The sequence below is a fragment of the Pseudomonas sp. ADAK2 genome, assembly GCF_012935755.1.
Taxonomy (GTDB): Bacteria; Pseudomonadota; Gammaproteobacteria; order Pseudomonadales; family Pseudomonadaceae; genus Aquipseudomonas.
The window spans coordinates 7,052,814-7,072,176 of the sequence record NZ_CP052862.1 but is presented as its reverse complement, the minus strand read 5'-3'; the positions used below and the strand labels follow the sequence as shown (position 1 = coordinate 7,072,176).

Here is a 19,363-nt window from a genome sequence, read left to right as displayed (position 1 = left end):
ACCGGGTCGAGCCACATCACCCAATCTGCTCAGGGTTTCAAAATGTTGATACTTGCGAATGTCGACTCTTCACGCGCCTGATCCAGCGAACTCATCGGCCTTGACGAGGGCATTGACTGCGTGATCGGTCGTGCTGTCACTCGCGGTTGCGTTTGCGCTACCGAGCGCTCTTCGCTGGGTGGAATTCCAAAACATTCGCGGTAGCACTTTGAGAAGTGTGGCGTCGACACAAAGCCGCATACGACCGACAACTCTACAATGGAGATCGGTGTTTGCTTGAGCAACTGACGCGCGCGGATCAGGCGCAGTTTGAGGTAATACCGCGAAGGCGAAGTATGTAGGTACTTCTGGAATAACCGCTCGAGCTGTCGACGGGACAAGTCGGCATAATTGGCCAGGTCGTCGAGATCTATAGGTTCTTCCAGATTCGCTTCCATTAGCGCGACGATTTCCTGCAACTTCGGTTGATGTGTACCCAGCATGTGCTTGAGGGGTACTCGCTGGTGATCCTGCTCATTGCGGATTCGTTCGTAGACGAACATTTCGGAGATGGCGGCTGCCAACTCATGCCCATAATCGCGACTGATCAGATGCAGCATCATGTCCATTGGCGCGGTTCCACCCGAGCTGGTGACACGGTCTCGGTCGAGGGTGAACAGACTGGGGCTGAGATTCACTCGCGGAAAAGCTTCCTGCATGGCAGCCAGAAATTCCCAGTGCACGCTGCAATCGAAACCATCAAGCAAGCCTGCCTGGGCCAACGCCCAACTGCCTGTACACACGCCCCCGATCCGTTTCGAACGCCGCGCTTGGACACGCAACCAAGTGATGTGCTCCCGGGTCACCGCGCTTTGAATACCAGTGCCACCGCAGACGATGACAGTATCAAGGATCGATGCGTTATTGATTGACGAGTCCGGAGTGATCGGCATCCCGTCGCTTGCCCATACTCGCTCGCCCCCCAAACTGAAAGTTTGCCAACGATACAGCTCCCGACCTGTCAACTGATTGGCCATTCGTAGAGGCTCTACAGCAGACGCCAGAGAGATCAGAGTGAATTGGTCCAGCAGCAAAAAACCAATGGTTTGCGTGGGCGCGGGCTTGGAGATGTCATATGCCATCGAAGTTACTCTCGCAGCGAACGGTCAGGACTTGCCGCGCAGGCCGCTTTAACCGCCCGCGGCGGCTCATGCTCTGATGAGACCGCAAGCACGTTTGTGCTGGCGACTAGGCACGTTGCGCCGATACCGCCCTCTGCGATCGCCCATGGTGACGCGTGGTCACAAGGCCGATAAAGGAAATCACCAGCGCCAGGCCGATGGTTGAAGACACCTCCAGACGGTGCTCTGGCGTCACCATCATCACCGCCAACGCCGCGCAGATGAAGGCGATGACCAACCAGGTGAGCCATGGAAACAACCACATCTTAAAGGTCAGCGTGACGTTCTGCCGACGCAGAATCCCACGCATGCGCAATTGCGAAACGGCGATCACCAGGTACACCAGCAACGCAATGGCGCCGGAACTGGCGAGCAGAAACTGGAATAAACCAGCGGGCATGAAGTAGCTGAACAAGGTCACACCGGCACCCAGTACGGTGCTGGCAATCACCGCAGCCCTCGGCACGCCCGCCGACGACGTTACCCTCAGCGGCTTCGGAGCATCACCGCGCTTGCCCAAGGAAAACAACATGCGCGAGGAAATATAGATCGACGAGTTCATGCAGCTGGCCACGGCAATCAACACCACCATATCCACCAGCAACTTGGCATGCGGAACGTTCATCAGCTCCAGTGCCCGCTGATAAGAGCCCACCGACGCCAGCAACGGATCATTCCAGGGCACCACGGAAATGACCACGAAGATGGACAGCAAATAGAACACTCCGATGCGCCAGATCACCGAGCGCGTGGCTTTGGCGATATTCTGCGCGGGGTTGCTGGATTCGGCGGCGGCAATAGTCACCGCTTCTGTCCCGATGAAGCTGAACATGATGGTGATGAACGCGCCTACCACCGCTGACAAGCCGTTGGGCGCAAACCCGCCATGTTCCTCCATGAGTCGACTCAACCCGCTGGCTTCCCGCTCGGGAATCCACCCCATCAGCACCGCAAAACCAAGGCCGATAAACCCGATGATCGCCACGACCTTGGCCATCGCAAACCAGAATTCGAACTCGCCGTATTTGGAAACACTGAACAGGTTGGTCACCACCAACAGGACGATGGACAACAAGGCAAAGAGCCAGGAGTCGATTTGGGGAAACCATTGATTCATGACATGCCCGGCCGCGAGCGCCTCGATCGGAATCACCAACACCCAAAACCACCAGTAGAGCCAGCCAATGGTGAAGCCGGCCCAACGCCCGATCGCCTGATCGGCATAGGTTGAGAAGGAACCGGTGTCGGGGTTGGCCACCGCCATTTCACCCAGCATGCGCATGACCAATACGACCAACAGGCCGGAACAAAGATAAGCCAGCAATACCGCCGGACCAGCAGCAGCGATGGCATGTCCCGACCCAACGAACAAACCTGCGCCGATAATCCCTGCGATGGAAAGCATGGTGACGTGTCGTGGCTTGAAACCCTGTGCCAACTGACCGTTCGAATCTTTAGAGTTCAGGCTATTCATTGTTTTTTTTGATCTCTGTTGATCGACATTAGAGCGTGTTGACTGAAGGGGCAGGCGATCATCATTTATCCCTGTTGCCCCTGATCGAAAGCGCCTACCTCAGCGCTTTGGAGCATTCCCCCTCTGTCATCGCAACCGCACACTGACTTGAAATGACACGCAACCTTACGCGTCCAGTCTTCCATGCGAGTAGCCTGAGCGCGCCATGTGCAAGCCTGATTTCGACATACTCCAGAGCGTATGTTCTTTGATGGAAGAAGGTTGGCTATCCACGCTCAGGTGATCGCGCGAGCGCCATCGAACTTGCGCTTGTGCGACAACCTTACGGGCTGCACATTCCGACCAGTCAGGTTACAAGCCCAAGGGCCGGACTTCTCGGATGAACTCTATAAGTAAGCGCAACCCCGTTGGCAGTTGCCGTCGGCTCGAATAGTAGATATGAAAACCATCTTCCAGCGGGGCCCATTCCGTAAGCACCAGGCGGAGCCGTCCGTCCTTCACATAAGGCTCAACAAGAGGTTCCGGGAAATACATCAAGCCAGCACCACCGAGCACCGCAATGAGGCCCGTCTCAGCTTGGTCGACCGTGACGGATGTTGGTACGGTGATCTGGAATGCCTCACCATTGCGCACCAGTTCCCACCGATAAACCCGATCATCGCCAAGACGGTTGCTGATGCATCGGTGATTCAACAGGTCATCCGGATGTTCGGGCGTACCGAACCGCTCCAGGTAACTCGGCGCCGCTGCAACAACCCAGCGAATATCAGCCGAGAGGCGCCGGCTCACCATGTCCTCGGGGACGGTACCACCGTACCGGATCCCGGCATCGAAGCCGGCGTCGGTCATATCCACCAAACGATTACTGGCAACGATATCGAGCTCAACATCGGGATACCGATCCATGAAAGCCGGAATAATAGGAGCCAGTAAAAGATTTGCCGCCTCGACGGCAGCATTGATCCTGACCCTGCCACTGGGTGTATCTCGGAACCGATTCAGCGTGTCCAGTGCGGTATCGATCGCCTCAAAAGGATCACCGATCGATTGGGCAAGCGCTTCGCCAGCTGCGGTCAAGGTCACGCTTTTCGTGGTGCGGTTGAGCAGCCGGACCCCAAGCCGACTCTCCAGGCCCTTCAACGCATGGCTCAGCGCCGATGCACTTACGCCGATCTCCACCGCGGCGCGGCTGAAGCTACGCTGGCGCGCAATGGCCAGGAAATAAATCAGATCGGCTACATCGGCGCGACTGGTCTGCATGTCGAATACGACCTCTTGGTTTAACGAGACCTACCTTGCCACAGGGTGTCATTTATCGCGCAAGCGCGGCCATGGGTTGAATAGTCATTCAGGTCCTGGCCTGCTTTTTACGGCTGATCCTGAATTTTTCTCACAAGTCCATCCTACATGCCCCTGTAACTGACTTGCGTATGCATCGTTATGCTTGATTCATCCCCGAGCATATCCGCCGGGCCGTCGATGGCTCGCTCAAACGCTTCAAGACCAGCCATATCGACCTTCTCTACCAACATCGCCCCGATCCTGATGTGCCAATCGAGGACGTGGCGGGGACGATCAAGGATCTGGTCCAGGCAGGCAAGAACAAGCACTGGGCTGTCGGAGGCGAGCGCCACGACGATCTGCCGTGCCCATGCCGTGCATCCCATTGCCGCGGTCCAGAGCGAATATGCCCTGTGGTGGCGGGAGCCCGAGACGCGGCCGGGCTGCCCCCTCCACCAAAAGCCAGTTCGATCACGGCTAGAAGGTGATCGCGCCTTTGCTGCAACCCATTCATTCATGCCGAGGAGATACCGATATGAAGCGCCTCGCCCCCATCATCGCAGGAGCCATCATCATGACAACCACGAGCACCGAAGCCCGGCAACCGAACAATGAAGGACGTCATCTTGAGCAGGTTCGCTCGGTCGCACCCGCCCTTGAACAGTACACGCAGGACCGTCTTTACAGCGACGTATGGAACCGCCCCGGCCTGAGCCGCCGCGACCGCAGCCTGGTGACCATCGCCGCGCTGATCGCGCGCGGCGAAACGCTGGAGCTGACGCAGTATGCCGATTTGGCGATCGAATCCGGCGTAAAACCGGCCGAGATATCAGAGACCATCACCCACCTCGCCTATTACTCAGGATGGGGCAAAGCCATGGCCGCAGTGGGGCCTGTCGGCCAGGTGTTCGCCAAGCACGGCATCAAAGCGGATCAGCTGGCTGCCATTCGCCCGGCCTCTTTGCCTCTCGATGAACAGGCCGAAGCCCAGCGCGCAGCACGGGTCGCCGAGCAGTTCAACAGCGTGGCGCCGGGCCTCGTGCAGTACACCACGGATTACCTCTTCCGTGATCTCTGGCTACGTCCCGATCTCAAGCCTCGCGACCGCAGCCTCATCACTGTCGCCGCCCTGATCTCCACCGGCCAGGTCGAGCAGATCACCTACCATCTCAACCGTGCAATGGACAGCGGCCTGACAGAAGAACAGGCCAGCGAAGTCATCACCCACCTGGCCTTCTACGCCGGCTGGCCGAACGCCATGTCTGCCCTGCCCGTGGCCAAGGGCGTTTTCGAACAACGACGCAGCTGATGACGGTCGTGGCAAATGCCCCAGGACAATTGCCCCATGATGCCCCGGACAGCGACGAATTCGGAACCAGAATCGAGTCGGCCCCGATAAAGCCATCGACATGCGAACCACTTTCACCCCATGACCCAGGAAACATCCCATGGCGAATAACGGAAATCGACTACTGACGGCAGTATTTATCGCGGGCACGGTATGTGGCCTCGGTACAGGTACGGCACAGGCACAGGAAGCAGCCAAGACCGTCGTACGCATTGCGGAATTGGTGATCGATCCGGCCCAGCTTGAAGCCTACAAGGTGGCCGTCAAAGAGGAGATGGAAGAATCCATCCGTACCGAGCCCGGCGTGCTCGCCATCTACTCGGTCGCGGAGAAGGACAAACCCAATAATCTGCGTTTCTTCGAGATTTACGCTAGCGAGGATGCCTATCGTGCACACATCGAATCGCCGCACTTCAAGCAATATGTTGCGCTCACACAACCAATGATTCTCTCACGCAAACTGATCGAGACACTGCCCGTCCAGCTCAGCGCCAAAGGACAGCCGCCTGACTGACCCTCGATCAGCCGGGCAACTGTTCCGAACAGCAAGCCACACAGAGCGAGCCGCATGAATGGTGCCAGGAATTGGCACCACTGCGTTATAGGCTGAGTTCCTCGGACAGAAAGACCTCAGGTGGCTGCACTCATGAAACGCATTCAGTACAACAACTATGGTGGCCCGGAAGTGATGCGGGTCGAAGACTTCGAATTACGTCCACCTGGCAACGGTGAGGTGGCCGTACGGGTGAAGTTCGCAGCAATCAATCCGATCGACTGGAAGCTGCGCGGCGGACAGATGAAGATCGTGACTGGCAGGACGTTCCCCCGCGCGATGGGCATGGATTTCTCCGGCATCGTTACGGCCGTCGGCGCCGGTGTCACGCGACTGCAGACCGGCGACGCCGTCTTCGGCCTCGCCCGCTTCAAGGAGAGTGGCGCGCTCGGCCAGGCCGTGGTGACGAAGGAGGCATTCCTGGCCAAGAAACCCGACAGCGTTTCCTTCGAGGACGCGGCATGTCTGGGCACCCCAGGCATCACCGCATGGAACGGGCTGATCGACAAGGCGAAGCTGCAAGCAGGTCAGCATGTCTTCATCAACGGATGTGCCGGGGCGGTCGGCGAAGCCGCAGTACAAGTCGCCCGACTTTTCGGCGCCGTCGTCTCCGGCAGCTGTAGCGCCAGGGACATGGACCGAGCCAAATCACTCGGCGTGCAGACCGTCCATGATTACCGCACGATGGACCTGTCGACGATCACCACCCGCTTCGACGTGGTCTACGACACCGCCGCTACAATGACAGTGTCTGCGGGGATGGCCATGCTGCGCCGAGGCGGCGTGTACCTGGACCTGAACCCCGGCCCGGGCAAGTTCATCCGGGCGATCTTCGATCGACGGCTGAAGCCTGTCATCGGCTCGCCGCGCGCCGATATTCTCGAGAAGCTTGCGGACGCCGCGCGGGAAAACACGTTCAGTCTTCCGATTGGAGAAATCGTTTCCCTGAGCGCCGCAGTCCCACTGATCACCGAGCTTGAAAACGGCCGCAAGCTCGGCGGTAAAGGCATCGTGGCGATGGAGTAGCAATGACCCGAAGTCATCGATTGTTCGACTTGATGCAAGCACTTCGCCGACACCGCAGGACGGTGTCAGGCAAAGCCCTTGCGCATGAGTTGGGAGTGTCCCTGCGCACTATCCGCCGTGACGTCGCAACACTGCAGGGCATGGGCGCCGACATCGAGGGAGAGCCCGGTGTCGGCTATGTTCTGCGGCCAGGATTCCTGCTTCCCCCGCTGTCCTTCACCGAAGAGGAACTGCATGCGCTGGCAATCGGCGCCCAATGGGTGAGGCGACAAGCCGACGATCCGCTCACCCTCGCCGTGACGAATGCGCTGGCCAAGATCAATGCCGTTCTTCCGCCCGACATGCAATCGGCCCTGGACGACGACACGATCTACGTGGGCCATCCGCTGAAGAGCGCGATGGCGCTCGACCTGAGCGAAATACGCAGGGCGCTTCGGGAGCAGCGCAAGCTGCGCATAACCCTGTCGATCGAACACACGCCGCTGGACGAGCAGGTGGTCTGGCCGATCAAGCTGGGCTTCATCGAGTCCAAGCGGTTCATCGCAGCCTGGTGCGAGTTGGACAGTAGGTTCCGGGTGATCGCGATGGATGACATTGCGAGCGCCCAGGTACTTGCCGAACGCTACCCTCGCCACCGCCGCCAGCTCGTCAAGGAGTGGCGCGCCCTGGAGGTGCGGCCGTGCAACAGCGAAGGCGAAACATGTTGATGAAGTAAAGCTTTTGTAGGGTAGATCAGGCCCTGTTCAGCATGCATCCGACCAGGATCCGGTGCTAGGCGCGCAAGGCGCTGTACACCGGTATTGGGCTGGCCTGCATTGAGATGCTGCACTCAATCATGAACGACGCGAACCTTTCCGCTGAAGACTCTGAAGCCGTAGGTGTTATAGATGAGCGTCACCGGGATCAGCACGGCGAAACCGACCAACATGAAGATCTGACTGGTGGGACTTGAAGCAGCTTTTTGCAAGGTCAGATTAGGCGGGACAATCAACGGAAAGAGCGCTGCGACCATCAGGGCGAACGCCAAGATAAAAATCCCCAGTGCTGCAAAGAGCGGCAGATAATGCCGGCGGCTTCGAAAGCCCAAGGCGAAACTGACCAGCACTGCAGTCAGCAGTATTGCCGCCGGCAACCAGATCAGTCGATTGGAAAGCCGTTGCGCATATTGAGCATCCAGCCTCGCTGTCCAGATTACCAAAACGGCCAAAAGCATCATGGTCACGATGACCAACGCCCTGGCCTGTCGACCTGACCGACGTTGCAGATCGTCTACAGTGCGCCAATACAGCCAGCACGCGCCCAACCACATATAGCCCACGACGAGCACCGCGCCACAATAGAGCGGAAACAGTCCCGACCATTCCCAGCCGTTCCCGCCGTACTGCCCTGCTTTACGAATCAAGCCCCGAAAGGTTCGGGGCTTGATGATGTCAGCGGGCATCAGGGTTTGCGTCCTCCACCTCCGCTCATCCCGCCGTCTTTGCGTCCCGATTCAGATGATTTGTCATCGGAAAGATTGCTGCCGCGTCCACCGCCGGACGATTGATCAGGCTTGTTGGACTGTTGTCCGCCTGAAGCCTGGCCACCTTTCTGGCCTGGTTTGGACATGTTTTCTTTATCGTCGGCAAATTCCCCTCCGCGATTCGTACCCTGTCCGCCTCCGGACATGCGGTCGCTATCGCGCGATTGTTGTCCGCCGGAAGCTTGACCACCTTTTTGGCCTGCTTCAGATGCGCGTTGTGGGTCGTTGGCAAAATTTCCGCCGGAAGCGCCTCCACCTTTCTTACCGGCTTCTGAAGCCTTGTCCCGATCAGTAGAAAAATTGCCTGGCTTATCGTTTCCTGTATTGGCCATTTCGTTCACCTCTACATCGTTGGCACGAGCAAGGGCTCGTCTAATTCGGAGGACGCACAAAACAGAAAGTTTGAATAAAAACCGGGAGCTCGCGACGAGTGGATTCGCGCAGATGGTTCCATTGGAAACAAGCGTATTCGACTGACGGCACGTCACCGTTCATCGACGGGGCCTTACACCCGTTTGCATGCCAAATGTTCGATATTTACTAGACTTAATAACTCGTAGAAGCCCCCTCCCCCGCATCACAAACAGGAGGTCAAGTGATGACAGAACACATCGTGCATTTTCATTGCCAGATCGATCAGGGAACGACTGAACGCTTTCGGGACTCCTGCCTGGAAGCCATCGATCAAGGCGCCACCTCGTTGCTCCTCAATCTTTCTACAAGCGGCGGCAGTACCAACTTTGGCTTCACCCTCTACACGTTCCTGAAGTCATTGCCGGTGCCGCTGTGCGCGATCAACGCGGGCAACATCGAATCAATGGGCATCATTATGTTTTTGGCAGCAGGTCGCCGTATCACATCGCCCCACTCACGCTTCCTGATTCACCCGATGAATTGGTACTTCAGCCAAAAATCAGTCGACCATCAGCGCCTGCGCGAATACCTGTCGAGTCTCGACAACGACTTGGCGCGCTACGTCCAGATATTCATGCTCGAAACCGCCGAGGCGGCGACCAAGCTCGACATTTTTCATTGCTTGTCGGCGGAAGAAAAAGTCATTGCCGCGCACGAATCCTTGGCCTACGGGATTGCTCATGAGATGAAGCAGATGGTGTTCGCTGAAGATGTCAAACACTGGAAAATCAGCGGCAACTAAATAAGCGTGTTTTTAGCGGAGGGTGCATCGATCAAGGAAATTGAACCTGGACTGCGGACAGGCCTCGGATATTAAAACCCCTCATTGGTGAACCTATGACTATCGAGGATACGTTACTGCGCCAACGCAAAGTGCTTGCCAAATTTGGCGAGCTTGCCTTGGCGTCAGATGACCTGGAGCACATCCTTGATGAGGCGTGTCGATTAGTCGGAGAAGCGCTGGAAACCAATCTGGCCAAATTTATGTTGCTCGAAGGAGACGGCGTCACGTTCTTCGTGAGAAATGGCGTGGGCTGGGCGCCCGACGTCGTTGGGAAGGTTCGGGTAACAGCAGTTGAAGGCAGCCCGGAGTTGTACTCCCTCAATACCCATGCGCCCGTCGTCTCGACAGACATTGGGACGGAAACCCGATTCCGTTATCACGACTTTCAGAAGAAAAACGGGGTAAAAGCCTTCGTCAACGTTTTAGTCCACGGCGCCAATGGCGAGCGGCCCTTTGGCATCTTCGAGGTTGATAGTCGCAGCCCCCGCCAGTTCACAGACAGCGATATCGACTTCCTCCGGGGCTACAGCAACTTGCTTGGCGCAGTGTTGAAGCGTTCCAAAACCCAGGAAGCCATGCGGCTTACAGAGAACCGACTGCGTGAAAGCGAGCGGCATTACCGTATCGCGGCTGAGCTCAATCCGCTATGGCCCTGGACGGCTGACAAGCACGGCAATCTTATCTCCATCGATCCGCGCTGGTATGAATACACCGGATTGGCACCCGCGCTGACATTGGAACGTCAGTGGGCCAATGCCGTTTACCCGGCGGATCAGGTGTCAATCGCCGCACTGTGGGATCAGTCACTAGGCACTTTGCAGCCTTTTGATTTACAAATCCGCTTGCGAAAACACACGGGCGATTATCGTTGGTTCAGAGTCCGGGCCCTCTGCAGTCTCGACGCTTGCGGACAATGCGAGCAATGGTACGGCACCTTCGAGGACATCGACGATCGGATACAGCTGGAAAACGCACTGCGTGAATGGAATGACTTGCTCGAAGATCGTATCGCTCAACGTACTCAGCAACTCGAGGACGAACAGCATGAGCGCGCCATGATGGAATCCAAGCTGCGGCAGAGTCAAAAAATGGAGGCCGTCGGCCAACTGACCGGGGGAATAGCCCATGACTTCAATAATCTGTTGGCTGGAGTCATGGGTAGTCTGGAGTTGATGCAGCGACGCATAGACGCGGGCCGTCACACCGACCTGGCGCGTTATAACTCCTTGGCAATGACCTCCGCTTCTCGAGCGGCTGCATTAACGCAACGCCTTTTGACGTTTTCTCGTCAGCAATCACTCGAACCCGAACGGTTGGATCCTCGCCAAGTGGTGGCCGGGCTTGAAGACCTGATTCGTCGCACTGTCGGGCCAAGCATTACTGTCGAGTGCTCATTCCGTGCAAACGATCACATCAGGTGCGACCTCAACCAGCTGGAAAATGCGCTGCTTAATCTTGCGATCAACGCCAGAGACGCAATGCCGGAAGGAGGCGCGCTTGATCTGCTGGTCGACCGCTGCGTCATAGACGAAGCGGCCGCCTCCGACAAAATGTTGCCACCTGGAACCTATGTGAGCCTATCCGTCACGGACTCAGGTACTGGAATCAATCCTGACATCTTGTCCCGCATATTCGACCCGTTTTTTACGACCAAGAAGATTGGTGAAGGCACAGGATTAGGCCTTTCGATGATTTACGGCTTTACCCAGCAATCAGGTGGACAAGTGAAAGTTCACAGCAGTGTGGGTGTCGGAACAACGGTGATCATGTATTTCCCGGTCGATAATTCTCCGCCTGATGACTCCCCGGTCGACTCTGGCAAGACTGATCAGCCAGAACCCTTCGGCAGCAATGAAACTGTTTTGCTGGTGGACGACGAATCGGTCGTTCGGCAGACCACATCGGAACTTTTGTCCGAAATCGGCTATCGCGTTTTTGAAGCAGTAGATAGCGTGTCTGCGATGAAGCAGGCGGAGAAAATCGAGCATCTGGATTTGCTGTTGACCGATATAGGCCTCCCTGGGTCTATGAACGGAATCAGCTTATCGGCCGAACTCAGGAACAGATATCCAAACCTCAAGGTGCTTTTCATCACCGGCTTCGCTGGCGGTGCGGGATTGGTCACGGCCGATGCTATTACCGGGGTTCTGACCAAGCCCTTTAGCTTGAACGAACTCAGCTCGCGCGTGAGCGCTTTGATAAACAAATCTGTTGATTAGCGCACGGCCCACACATCGAAGGCCTTCGTTGATCCCATGCTGATCTGTGCTCGATAAGACATGACAAAAATGACGTTGACCCGTTGAACAGATGAACGCAGCCCCTTACTCCAAAGCCACGCGCGCCAACATCCATGTGAGCATCACCCTTGCCTGATTTGTCGCGCCACCCGGAAAACCCGGGCTAATCCGACACGATACTTTTCGCCTCAAGAAATGCTTCCAGCCCAAAAACTCCGAATTCGCGGCCGATACCGGACTGCTTGACCCCGCCAAACGGCGCAAGCAGCTCTGGCGCGATTCTGTTGATCAACACCGAGCCAGCCTGCAGCCGGGCCGCCAGGCTTCGGGCACGTTCCGGTTGCCGGGAAAAAACATAGGCCTGCAAGCCGTAGATGCTGGCGTTGGCGATATCGATCGCCTGTTCTGGCGAGTCATACGCAATGACTGATAGCACCGGGCCGAAAATCTCCTCTTGCGCGATGTCCATGTCACCGGTGACGTCGGTAAAGACCGTGGGCCTGACGAAATAGCCCTTGTCCAGGCCAATCGGTCTGCCCTCGCCACCGGTGATCAGCGTTGCGCCCTGCGCCTGCCCTCGGCGGATGTAACCTTGTACGCGTTCGAATTGGGCCCGACTGACCAGAGGCCCGATAACGGTGGCCGGATCCTGCGGATTGCCGACGACCATCGCTCCGACCAGGTTTTTCACACGGTCGATGATGTCCTCGGCGTGCTTGCGCGGCACCAGCAGACGCGTGCCGGCGACACACGCCTGACCGTTATTCATGAACGCAGCATTCAGTGCCAGGGGAATGGCGGAGTCGAGATCGGCGTCATCAAGCACGATGGAGGCCGACTTCCCCGTTAGCGACAGGCTCACTCGCTTCATGGTCTCTATACCGGCGCGAGCAATGAGCTTCCCGGTGGCGGTGGACCCCGTAAATGAAATTTTCGCGACGTGTGGGCTGGTGCTGATTTCATCACCGACATCACTGCCGCGCCCCAACAGAATGTTGAAAACCCCTTTGGGCAAATCTGCGCGATGCAACGCCTGGGCGAGCACATCGGTCTGCAAGGGACTCAACTCGCTCGGCTTGATGACCGAGGCACATCCGGCCGCAATGGCCGATGCCAGTTTGCTGCATATCGTCCCGGCGGTACTGTTCCAGGGAGCAATCAGCGCCGCCACACCGACCGGTTCCATCACCACGGTAGCGTCGCCGACCGAACGAACCAGGTCGTAGTTTTTCAACACCTGCGCCGCATTGGCAAATGACTGCGAAGCGTAACGACTGACCCATTGGGCACGGGCAAACGGCGCGCCGTACTCCTCGATGGCGGTATCGCGAATTTCATTCGTGCTCGCCAGCACGGCAGCCTGCAACTGCTCGAGCATCTCGATACGCTCGGCCTTGGAGGTGTGGCCCATCGCGACTTGAGCACGCGAAGCCGCCGCGATGGCGCGCCTGGCATCTTCACGATCAGCCAAGGTGACCGTACCGATGACCGCCTCGGTCGCCGGGTTGATGCATTGCACTGTTTCATTTCCCTGAACGGGAACGAATGTTCCATCAATGTAACTGTGATTGATCTTCCACATCGTGGTGTACCTGATCGATTGCGGTTTTCCCCGCGATAAGCATTAACGCCCGGGTATGTCCAGGCGTTGGCCGGGTCCGATAACGCTCCGTAATTCAGCCCGGGATCGGCTCACGGCTGAAGGCTTGCACCTCCTGCACCAGGCCTTGTGCTGCCATCATCACCAATTGCCGGCCTTTTTCCGGTGACGCTTGCGCCGGGTCCGATCCCATGCGGCCATCCGGATGACGGGCGCGGAAATCGACAGCCTCTCGAATAGGCCCCCAATTGGCGATCTGTGGCGAGTAGTCAGCCGACTTGATGGCGTGCGGATAGGCCCACTGGGTTACGGCAATTTCCGAAGGCGTTGCATGAATGCCGTGTCCTGTCGGGAAAATGGCGGCGCTGTTTGCGGGCGTCACGATGGTCGACATGCGAGTCTCCAATTTTCTTGTTGGCCTGACGTGTCGAAAGATGTTGCGCCGACCGCTTAAACAGCAGCAAGAGCAACTATGTTCGTGTACCGTTGCCCTACGAGCAACGCTGTTCTTAAGGACACGCCCTATGCGCGAAATCAACCAGCAACGCTTGCGGTATTTTCATGAGGTGCTGACCCACGGATCGATCCGTGGCGCGGCGGACAGCATCAACACTTCCCCGTCAGTGATCACGCGTCAGATCAAACTGCTGGAAGAAGAACTGGGCACCCGGCTGTTTGAACGCCAGGCCCGTGGCGTTCAGCCCACCGAGGCTGCAGCGCACCTGCTGGAATTCTGGCGGGGCTATCGATCGCATCAGGAAAAGCTTGAAGACCAACTCCAGGCGATCAAGGGTCTACAGTTGGGACACGTGCGGGTCGTCATCAGCGAGGGCTACGTCGATACATTGGTCGACCACGTGCTTGCACCGTTCTGCAAACAGTATCCCAAGCTCGATATCAGGCTGGACATACTGCCCGTTGACGACGTCCTCAACGATATCGCGGAAAATCGCGCGCATATCGGCCTGGCCTACAACCCTCCTCCCCACCCTCACATCGATTATCGAGCGACATCCCGGCAACCCGTGATGCTATTGGTTCACCCGGACCATCCATTGGCCTTGAAAGGGGCAATGGCAACCGTCGCCGATTTGCTCGACTGTCAACTGGTGCTGACGCCGACTACCTTCGGTATCGGTCATGCGCTGAAAATGCTCGAGTACGCCGAGAAGATCGAGATCCGTCCGGCCCTGGTGAGCAACTCGTTGGCCGCCCTCAAGCGCCTTGTTGCATCCGGCGAGTTTGCTTCGCTGCTGGGTGAGGTGGCAGCCTATCGGGAAATCGCACAGGGCAGCCTCGCGGCCGTGGCCGTCGACCATCCGCTGTTCCAAGGGGTCGAGGCGAAACTGCTGGTGAAGTCCGGACGCCCGCTGGCGGCACCCGCTCAAGAACTGCTGAACTGGATGTTGCAGCGTTTGCCAATGTTCGCTTCCGGCAATCCTGATCACCCATGAAAAACGCGACGTTGATCTTCAGCTGGATTGAAAGTAAAGCTATTGAATTCAGTCCGGCTTGCCATGCCAGCCCTCAATGTATCCATAAACCCAGCCGGCTCCGGATGATCAAAATGTGCACGCATCTGACAGCAGCAGCGCGCGGGACAGTGTCAGTGTTTGCACTTCAACCAATGCCCCTCTTCAAGCTGACGTTTGATCAACCATGACGGTAACTGCGCGATCCCGCATCCCGCCGATACCGCGATCACCAGACCTTCGCCATCTCCCACAACAAACTTTGCGGCTATCGCCCTGCGTTCAATTTCGCCCGGGTGCTTTCCTGAAAAACTCCAAGGGCTAACCGTTCCATCCGCCCAGCCGTAAGCGATGCACTGATGATGTTCCAGATCGCGATCGGTCACGGGCGTGCCGTGCTTACTCAAATAGGCGGGAGACGCACAGAAGATATGCCACTCACTGCCCAGATAGCGGTGCTCCAATGTGGCGGGCCAAACGTCCGAACCACCGATGCCGTCGGAGTAGCGTTTAGCGCTGTTTTGTGGCCGAGGGGGAGCAAGCTCCCTCGCCACAGGATCAAGATCAAAGATCGCAGCCTTCGGCGGCTCCTACGGGATGTACGTCGTTCTTCTGCAGGAACTGCCGAAAGCTGCGATATTTTTTTGCGTGACAATCACCGATACCCGACCATTGCCCATTACAACGGTTATACGCGCAGCGTATCGACCACTCCCCTGACCTGACTCAACAGATGATCGACATCCTCGGCGGTGGTCGCGAATGAGGTGACAAAGCGCACGATGTTCGGCCCCCAGCGATCATGGTAGAACCCGAACCCGGCCTTTAGCAGGGCGTCGATGATTACCGAATCCAGCTTGCAGAACAGGATGTTGGCCTCGGTGTCGCCCGATACTTCCACGCCCCTCAGACCCGCAAGCCCACGTGCCAGACGCTGGGCGGCGTCGTTGGCCTGGCGTGCGTTGCGCAGCCACAGGTCGTCGGTCAGGTACGCATCGATCTGCGCCGAAAGAAAACGCATCTTGGACAGGAGATGGCCGGAGCGCTTGCGGCGATAGCTCATCTCGGTGGCCAGCTTGGGATTGAACAGAACGATCGCTTCGGCGGCCAGCGCACCATTCTTGGTCGCCCCGAACGACAACGCATCCACCCCGGCTTTCCACGTCATCTGCGCTGGCGAGCACCCCAGGGAAACCAGCGCGTTGGCGAATCGGGAACCGTCCATGTGAAACCCCAAGGCGCTTGCTTTGCACACCTCACCGATGGCGCCGATTTCATCCAGGTTGTAGAGGCTGCCGACTTCAGTGGCTTGGGTAATGCTGACGCACGCCGGTTGGGTGGTGTGCACGTCGCCGACCTTTTCCCTTGTGCGTTCGCGCAAGCGGGCGATATCCAGCTTGGCCGATGGGCCGTCGACGGTCATCAGCTTTGCGCCGTTGGAAAAGAATTCGGGCGCGCCGCACTCATCGTTGTTGATATGGCTGGCCGGATGGCAATAGATGTTGCCCCAAGGCGGTGTCATTGCACTCAGGCACAGGCTGTTGGCGGCGGTGCCGGTGGGGACGAGAAAGACGTCCACCTCACGCTCGAATATCTCGCTGAGTTTGAGCGTGACCTGCCGGGAGAGTTCGTCCGTGCCGTAAGGACTCGCCTGCCCGGTACTGTGCCTGATCATGGCTTGCGCCACTTCTGGCGAAGCCCCCGCGATGTTGTCGCTGGCAAAACCCAATGCGGGCGGTCTGCTTGATTCACCGTTCATCTTTTCTGTCCTCGGCTGCACGAGCGAAGAAAATCCGCCCGGTTTTGCGCATCCTAGGGAGAGGGATGATGCCCTGGCTTGTAAAAAATTGACGGCCAGCGAAAGGCCGACACTCAATTCCTGTAGCGCGAAGGCGCAACGCCGAATGCGTGTCGAAAAGCACGGTTGAAATGGCTTTGATCGTAAAACCCGACCGCTTGGGCGACATCGATGATCGGCAGTTCGCTGCGCGACAGCAGGCCACAGGCCTGTTCAAGACGCAGGCGCAGCAGCCAGGCATGCGGCGTCATGCCGATGGTCCGTTTGAACTGCTTGAGGAACGAAAACCGCCCCAGCGCGCAAAGCCCGGCGAGGTCATCGAGGGTAATTCGTTGATCGATGTGACTGAAACAATAGTCCCTGAGGCGTGACCATTGCAGGGGCGAGAGCGCGCCCGAAATCGCCTCGGGCATGATCATCCGAGACTGACGCAACAAGCATTCAACGAGGGTGATCCATTGCGTCTGCACCGCCAGACCGCCGGGTCCAATGGCCTGTTGCATGACCGCGTGCAAGCCGCGCAGGTTGCCAGCGAGCCCGGTGTTCTCGAGCAACATGCCGGCCAGTTCCAGGTCCTGGGGCCGACCGCTGATGTCCTCGGTGAGGCTCGCGACCAGCGCCTGGGACAGACGGAATGTCTTGAGCGTGTAGGCGCCGCCGCCCTCGGCCACGCCATCATGGATTTCGCCCGGCGGCATCAGCGCAATATTGCCCGGCCCCAACAGAAACGACTCGCCTTTGGATCGATGACGCTGGATGCCTTCGGTCACGAAGCCAACGTGAAAGTCGAGGTGGTAATGGCGATCGAAACCGGCATCCGTCAGGCGCGCTGAGCCCAGCACCAAGCCAGGCACTTCGGCAACGTGATGGTAACTGGCGTGTTCAGTCATGGGACGGTACCGGGTTCGGCGGCGAGGAAGGCCAATAAATTCTAGATCCGCGCGGGATATAGATCTACCGGTTGTCAGGTTTTGGCTGTTGCGAAGGATGGCAACTCTGAAGCTGCCCCCTCAACATGGTAGACCCTCGGTTCTTCCGAAAAATAGTCCTCCAAACCCATCATGAACAGCCGATGGTCTTCACTCTCTTCGAAGCCCGGTGTGTGATCCTCGAGTGAAGCCCAGCGCACGATCAGGTTGAATACATGGGGGGATTCGATCCCTTGCGCGAGCAAGTGGCCGCCGTAACCCTTTGCGCGGGTGAGCAAAGGAGCGACCTCGGCAAATGCACGTCTGAACATTTCGATGCGTTCTTTGTGGACGGGGAGCAAAGCGATCTCGTAAATCATGGCGTTCCTCTGATATGACTTAAGCGGTTAAAAGTACGCACTTACGAAATGAGCGATGGCTCGACTGCAATCACGATTTTTCCTTGAATGCCGTTATTTGGACTCTCCAACCGGGCATGGGCGAGCGCAAGGTCGGCAAGCGAATAGACAGCGCCAACGTGTGGCCGCAGCTGACCGCGCTCCACCAATGCGCTCAGCTCATCAAGCTTGCCGCGGTTCTGTCTGGTGAAAACGAAGTGATAACTCGCGTTCTTGCCCCAGGCCTGAACGACGTTTTGTGGCTGTGCAATGTCCACGATCGTGACCACGCGGCCAAGTTGTGCGAGCACATCGGGGCTACGCGACAATGTGTTGCCGCCGATGGTGTCGAACACGACATCGACTCCGCGGCCAGCCGTTTCCCGGAGGATGGCGTCGACGTAATCCTCCTTTTCGTAGTCGATGACCACATCGGCACCCAAGCTTCGTGCGAACTCAGAGTTTGCCTCGCGCACGGTCGTGAATACCTTGGCGCCGATGGCTTTTGCCAGTTGGATCGCGACATGACCGACGCCTCCCGCGCCGCCGTGTATGAGGATGCTCTCCCCCACTCTGAGCGCTGCACGCACGACCAGTGCTTCCCACGCCGTCCCGCCAACCAGGGTCAGACTTGCCGCCTCAAGATGGCTTAGCGAGGAAGGCTTCTTCCCGATAATGCTTTCGGCCGCGACGTGGTAATCGGCATAACTGCCTGGCCCGTCAAATATTTGCGGGGTGTACCAGACTTCGTCGCCCGGGGCGAAGGCCGTCACACCCTCCCCGACTGCTTCGACAACGCCCGATACGTCGTGCCCGGTAATGGCCGGCAGTGGCACCAAGTCGGGATAATCGCCACGTCGAACCTGATAATCCAAGGGGTTGATGGAGGTTGCGTGAACCCGGACCAGGACTTGTCCCGCACGCGGCACGGGCTTGGGCACATCGCAGAGTTCGAACGATTCCGGGCCGCCAAATGATTTAAGCATCATCGCTTTCATTGAAAATCCTCGTATCGATAAAAAGGGATATCGAGATATCTCGATATCGTGCAGCAAAAAAATTACAGATCTTTGCCTATGATCTCGGCAAGCGCACTGATGGTTGCTTCATTGCGTTTGTAGTAAGTCCACTGCCCGATGCGCCTGACTTCGACCAGGCCCACTCGCTGCAGCGTTGCAAGATAACCAGACACCGTCGACTGCGACAGCCCGATACCTTCCTGGATACTACTGACGCAGACCCCCACCGTGAGAACGTCACCCTCATCCTGCGGAGGGAAGTTCTTTGCGGGGTCCTTCAAGCCTTTCAGGATTTCAAGGCGTGTAGGATTTGAGAGGGCTTTGAATATTTCGAGTAATTCCATGCGCCCGAGGATATCGAGATTT

Annotated in this window: 18 protein-coding genes and 3 pseudogenes; 8 read left to right on the top strand and 13 right to left on the bottom strand. The window is 57.6% G+C overall.

Annotation, left to right across the window (positions count from 1 at the left end; all coding sequences use genetic code 11):
- Positions 1 to 29 precede the first annotated feature (29 nt).
- The 3 genes from HKK52_RS32290 to HKK52_RS32280 form a co-directional block, all read right to left on the bottom strand.
- Complete coding sequence (locus HKK52_RS32290) at positions 30 to 1,121, bottom strand: GlxA family transcriptional regulator (RefSeq protein WP_169374117.1); 1,092 nt, start codon at positions 1,119 to 1,121, stop codon at positions 30 to 32.
- Between the two features lie 106 nt (positions 1,122 to 1,227).
- The gene (gabP, locus tag HKK52_RS32285; protein WP_169374116.1) at positions 1,228 to 2,634 is read right to left on the bottom strand and encodes a GABA permease; all 1,407 of its coding nucleotides are present in this window, start codon (positions 2,632 to 2,634) and stop codon (positions 1,228 to 1,230) included.
- 351 nt (positions 2,635 to 2,985) lie between these two features.
- Positions 2,986 to 3,894: a LysR family transcriptional regulator gene (locus HKK52_RS32280; RefSeq protein WP_169374115.1), complete on the bottom strand. Its 909-nt coding sequence runs from the start codon at positions 3,892 to 3,894 to the stop codon at positions 2,986 to 2,988.
- Between the two features lie 194 nt (positions 3,895 to 4,088).
- On the opposite strand from HKK52_RS32280, the pseudogene HKK52_RS32745 reads away from it, so the two are divergent.
- The 5 genes and pseudogenes from HKK52_RS32745 to HKK52_RS32255 form a co-directional block, all read left to right on the top strand.
- Positions 4,089 to 4,347 (top strand): annotated as a pseudogene (locus HKK52_RS32745) (aldo/keto reductase); the annotation flags it as partial.
- Between the two features lie 103 nt (positions 4,348 to 4,450).
- Positions 4,451 to 5,224, top strand: coding sequence for a carboxymuconolactone decarboxylase family protein (locus tag HKK52_RS32270; protein ID WP_169374114.1), 774 nt, complete (start codon positions 4,451 to 4,453; stop codon positions 5,222 to 5,224).
- Positions 5,225 to 5,363: 139 nt separating this feature from the next.
- Positions 5,364 to 5,777: a putative quinol monooxygenase gene (locus tag HKK52_RS32265; protein ID WP_169374113.1), complete on the top strand. Its 414-nt coding sequence runs from the start codon at positions 5,364 to 5,366 to the stop codon at positions 5,775 to 5,777.
- A 132-nt stretch (positions 5,778 to 5,909) separates the two neighbouring features.
- Positions 5,910 to 6,842: an NAD(P)-dependent alcohol dehydrogenase gene (locus tag HKK52_RS32260; protein ID WP_169374112.1), complete on the top strand. Its 933-nt coding sequence runs from the start codon at positions 5,910 to 5,912 to the stop codon at positions 6,840 to 6,842.
- A 2-nt stretch (positions 6,843 to 6,844) separates the two neighbouring features.
- Positions 6,845 to 7,549 (top strand): helix-turn-helix transcriptional regulator, encoded by a 705-nt coding sequence (locus HKK52_RS32255; protein ID WP_169374111.1) that lies wholly within the window; start codon positions 6,845 to 6,847, stop codon positions 7,547 to 7,549.
- Positions 7,550 to 7,671: 122 nt separating this feature from the next.
- Here the strand turns inward: HKK52_RS32255 and HKK52_RS32250 are convergent, their stop codons facing one another.
- Both HKK52_RS32250 and HKK52_RS32740 read right to left on the bottom strand, forming a co-directional pair.
- Positions 7,672 to 8,283 (bottom strand): cytochrome d ubiquinol oxidase subunit II, encoded by a 612-nt coding sequence (locus HKK52_RS32250; protein ID WP_169374110.1) that lies wholly within the window; start codon positions 8,281 to 8,283, stop codon positions 7,672 to 7,674.
- A gap of 251 nt (positions 8,284 to 8,534) precedes the next feature.
- A pseudogene (locus HKK52_RS32740) lies at positions 8,535 to 8,696 on the bottom strand (general stress protein); the annotation flags it as partial.
- A gap of 266 nt (positions 8,697 to 8,962) precedes the next feature.
- On the opposite strand from HKK52_RS32740, the gene HKK52_RS32240 reads away from it, so the two are divergent.
- Together HKK52_RS32240 and HKK52_RS32235 are read left to right on the top strand one after the other, a co-directional pair.
- Positions 8,963 to 9,520 carry an ATP-dependent Clp protease proteolytic subunit gene (locus HKK52_RS32240; RefSeq protein WP_169374108.1) on the top strand — a complete coding sequence of 186 codons (558 nt, stop codon included), beginning with the start codon at positions 8,963 to 8,965 and terminating at the stop codon, positions 9,518 to 9,520.
- Positions 9,521 to 9,615: 95 nt separating this feature from the next.
- A complete protein-coding gene (locus tag HKK52_RS32235) occupies positions 9,616 to 11,781 on the top strand; it encodes an ATP-binding protein (protein WP_169374107.1) in 2,166 nt (721 codons plus the stop codon).
- 184 nt (positions 11,782 to 11,965) lie between these two features.
- Here the strand turns inward: HKK52_RS32235 and HKK52_RS32230 are convergent, their stop codons facing one another.
- Both HKK52_RS32230 and HKK52_RS32225 read right to left on the bottom strand, forming a co-directional pair.
- On the bottom strand, positions 11,966 to 13,384 hold the full coding sequence (locus tag HKK52_RS32230) for an aldehyde dehydrogenase family protein (RefSeq protein ID WP_169374106.1): 1,419 nt from the start codon (positions 13,382 to 13,384) through the stop codon (positions 11,966 to 11,968).
- A gap of 94 nt (positions 13,385 to 13,478) precedes the next feature.
- Positions 13,479 to 13,796, bottom strand: a complete 318-nt coding sequence (locus tag HKK52_RS32225; RefSeq protein ID WP_429515418.1) for a creatininase family protein — start codon at positions 13,794 to 13,796, stop codon at positions 13,479 to 13,481.
- A gap of 130 nt (positions 13,797 to 13,926) precedes the next feature.
- Between HKK52_RS32225 and HKK52_RS32220 the strand changes: the two genes are divergently transcribed.
- Positions 13,927 to 14,856 carry a LysR family transcriptional regulator gene (locus HKK52_RS32220; RefSeq protein WP_169374105.1) on the top strand — a complete coding sequence of 310 codons (930 nt, stop codon included), beginning with the start codon at positions 13,927 to 13,929 and terminating at the stop codon, positions 14,854 to 14,856.
- A 176-nt stretch (positions 14,857 to 15,032) separates the two neighbouring features.
- On the opposite strand, the pseudogene HKK52_RS32215 reads toward HKK52_RS32220, so the two are convergent.
- The 6 genes and pseudogenes from HKK52_RS32215 to HKK52_RS32190 form a co-directional block, all read right to left on the bottom strand.
- Positions 15,033 to 15,368, bottom strand: a pseudogene (locus tag HKK52_RS32215) (LysR substrate-binding domain-containing protein); the annotation flags it as partial.
- 194 nt (positions 15,369 to 15,562) lie between these two features.
- Positions 15,563 to 16,633, bottom strand: a complete 1,071-nt coding sequence (locus HKK52_RS32210; protein ID WP_169374104.1) for a threonine aldolase family protein — start codon at positions 16,631 to 16,633, stop codon at positions 15,563 to 15,565.
- A 113-nt stretch (positions 16,634 to 16,746) separates the two neighbouring features.
- The gene (locus HKK52_RS32205) at positions 16,747 to 17,562 is read right to left on the bottom strand and encodes an AraC family transcriptional regulator (RefSeq protein WP_169374103.1); all 816 of its coding nucleotides are present in this window, start codon (positions 17,560 to 17,562) and stop codon (positions 16,747 to 16,749) included.
- A 74-nt stretch (positions 17,563 to 17,636) separates the two neighbouring features.
- Positions 17,637 to 17,960 carry an antibiotic biosynthesis monooxygenase family protein gene (locus HKK52_RS32200; protein ID WP_169374102.1) on the bottom strand — a complete coding sequence of 108 codons (324 nt, stop codon included), beginning with the start codon at positions 17,958 to 17,960 and terminating at the stop codon, positions 17,637 to 17,639.
- A 41-nt stretch (positions 17,961 to 18,001) separates the two neighbouring features.
- Complete coding sequence (locus tag HKK52_RS32195) at positions 18,002 to 18,976, bottom strand: zinc-dependent alcohol dehydrogenase family protein (protein ID WP_169374101.1); 975 nt, start codon at positions 18,974 to 18,976, stop codon at positions 18,002 to 18,004.
- A gap of 62 nt (positions 18,977 to 19,038) precedes the next feature.
- Positions 19,039 to 19,341 (bottom strand): ArsR/SmtB family transcription factor, encoded by a 303-nt coding sequence (locus tag HKK52_RS32190; protein WP_123509004.1) that lies wholly within the window; start codon positions 19,339 to 19,341, stop codon positions 19,039 to 19,041.
- Positions 19,342 to 19,363: the final 22 nt, after the last annotated feature.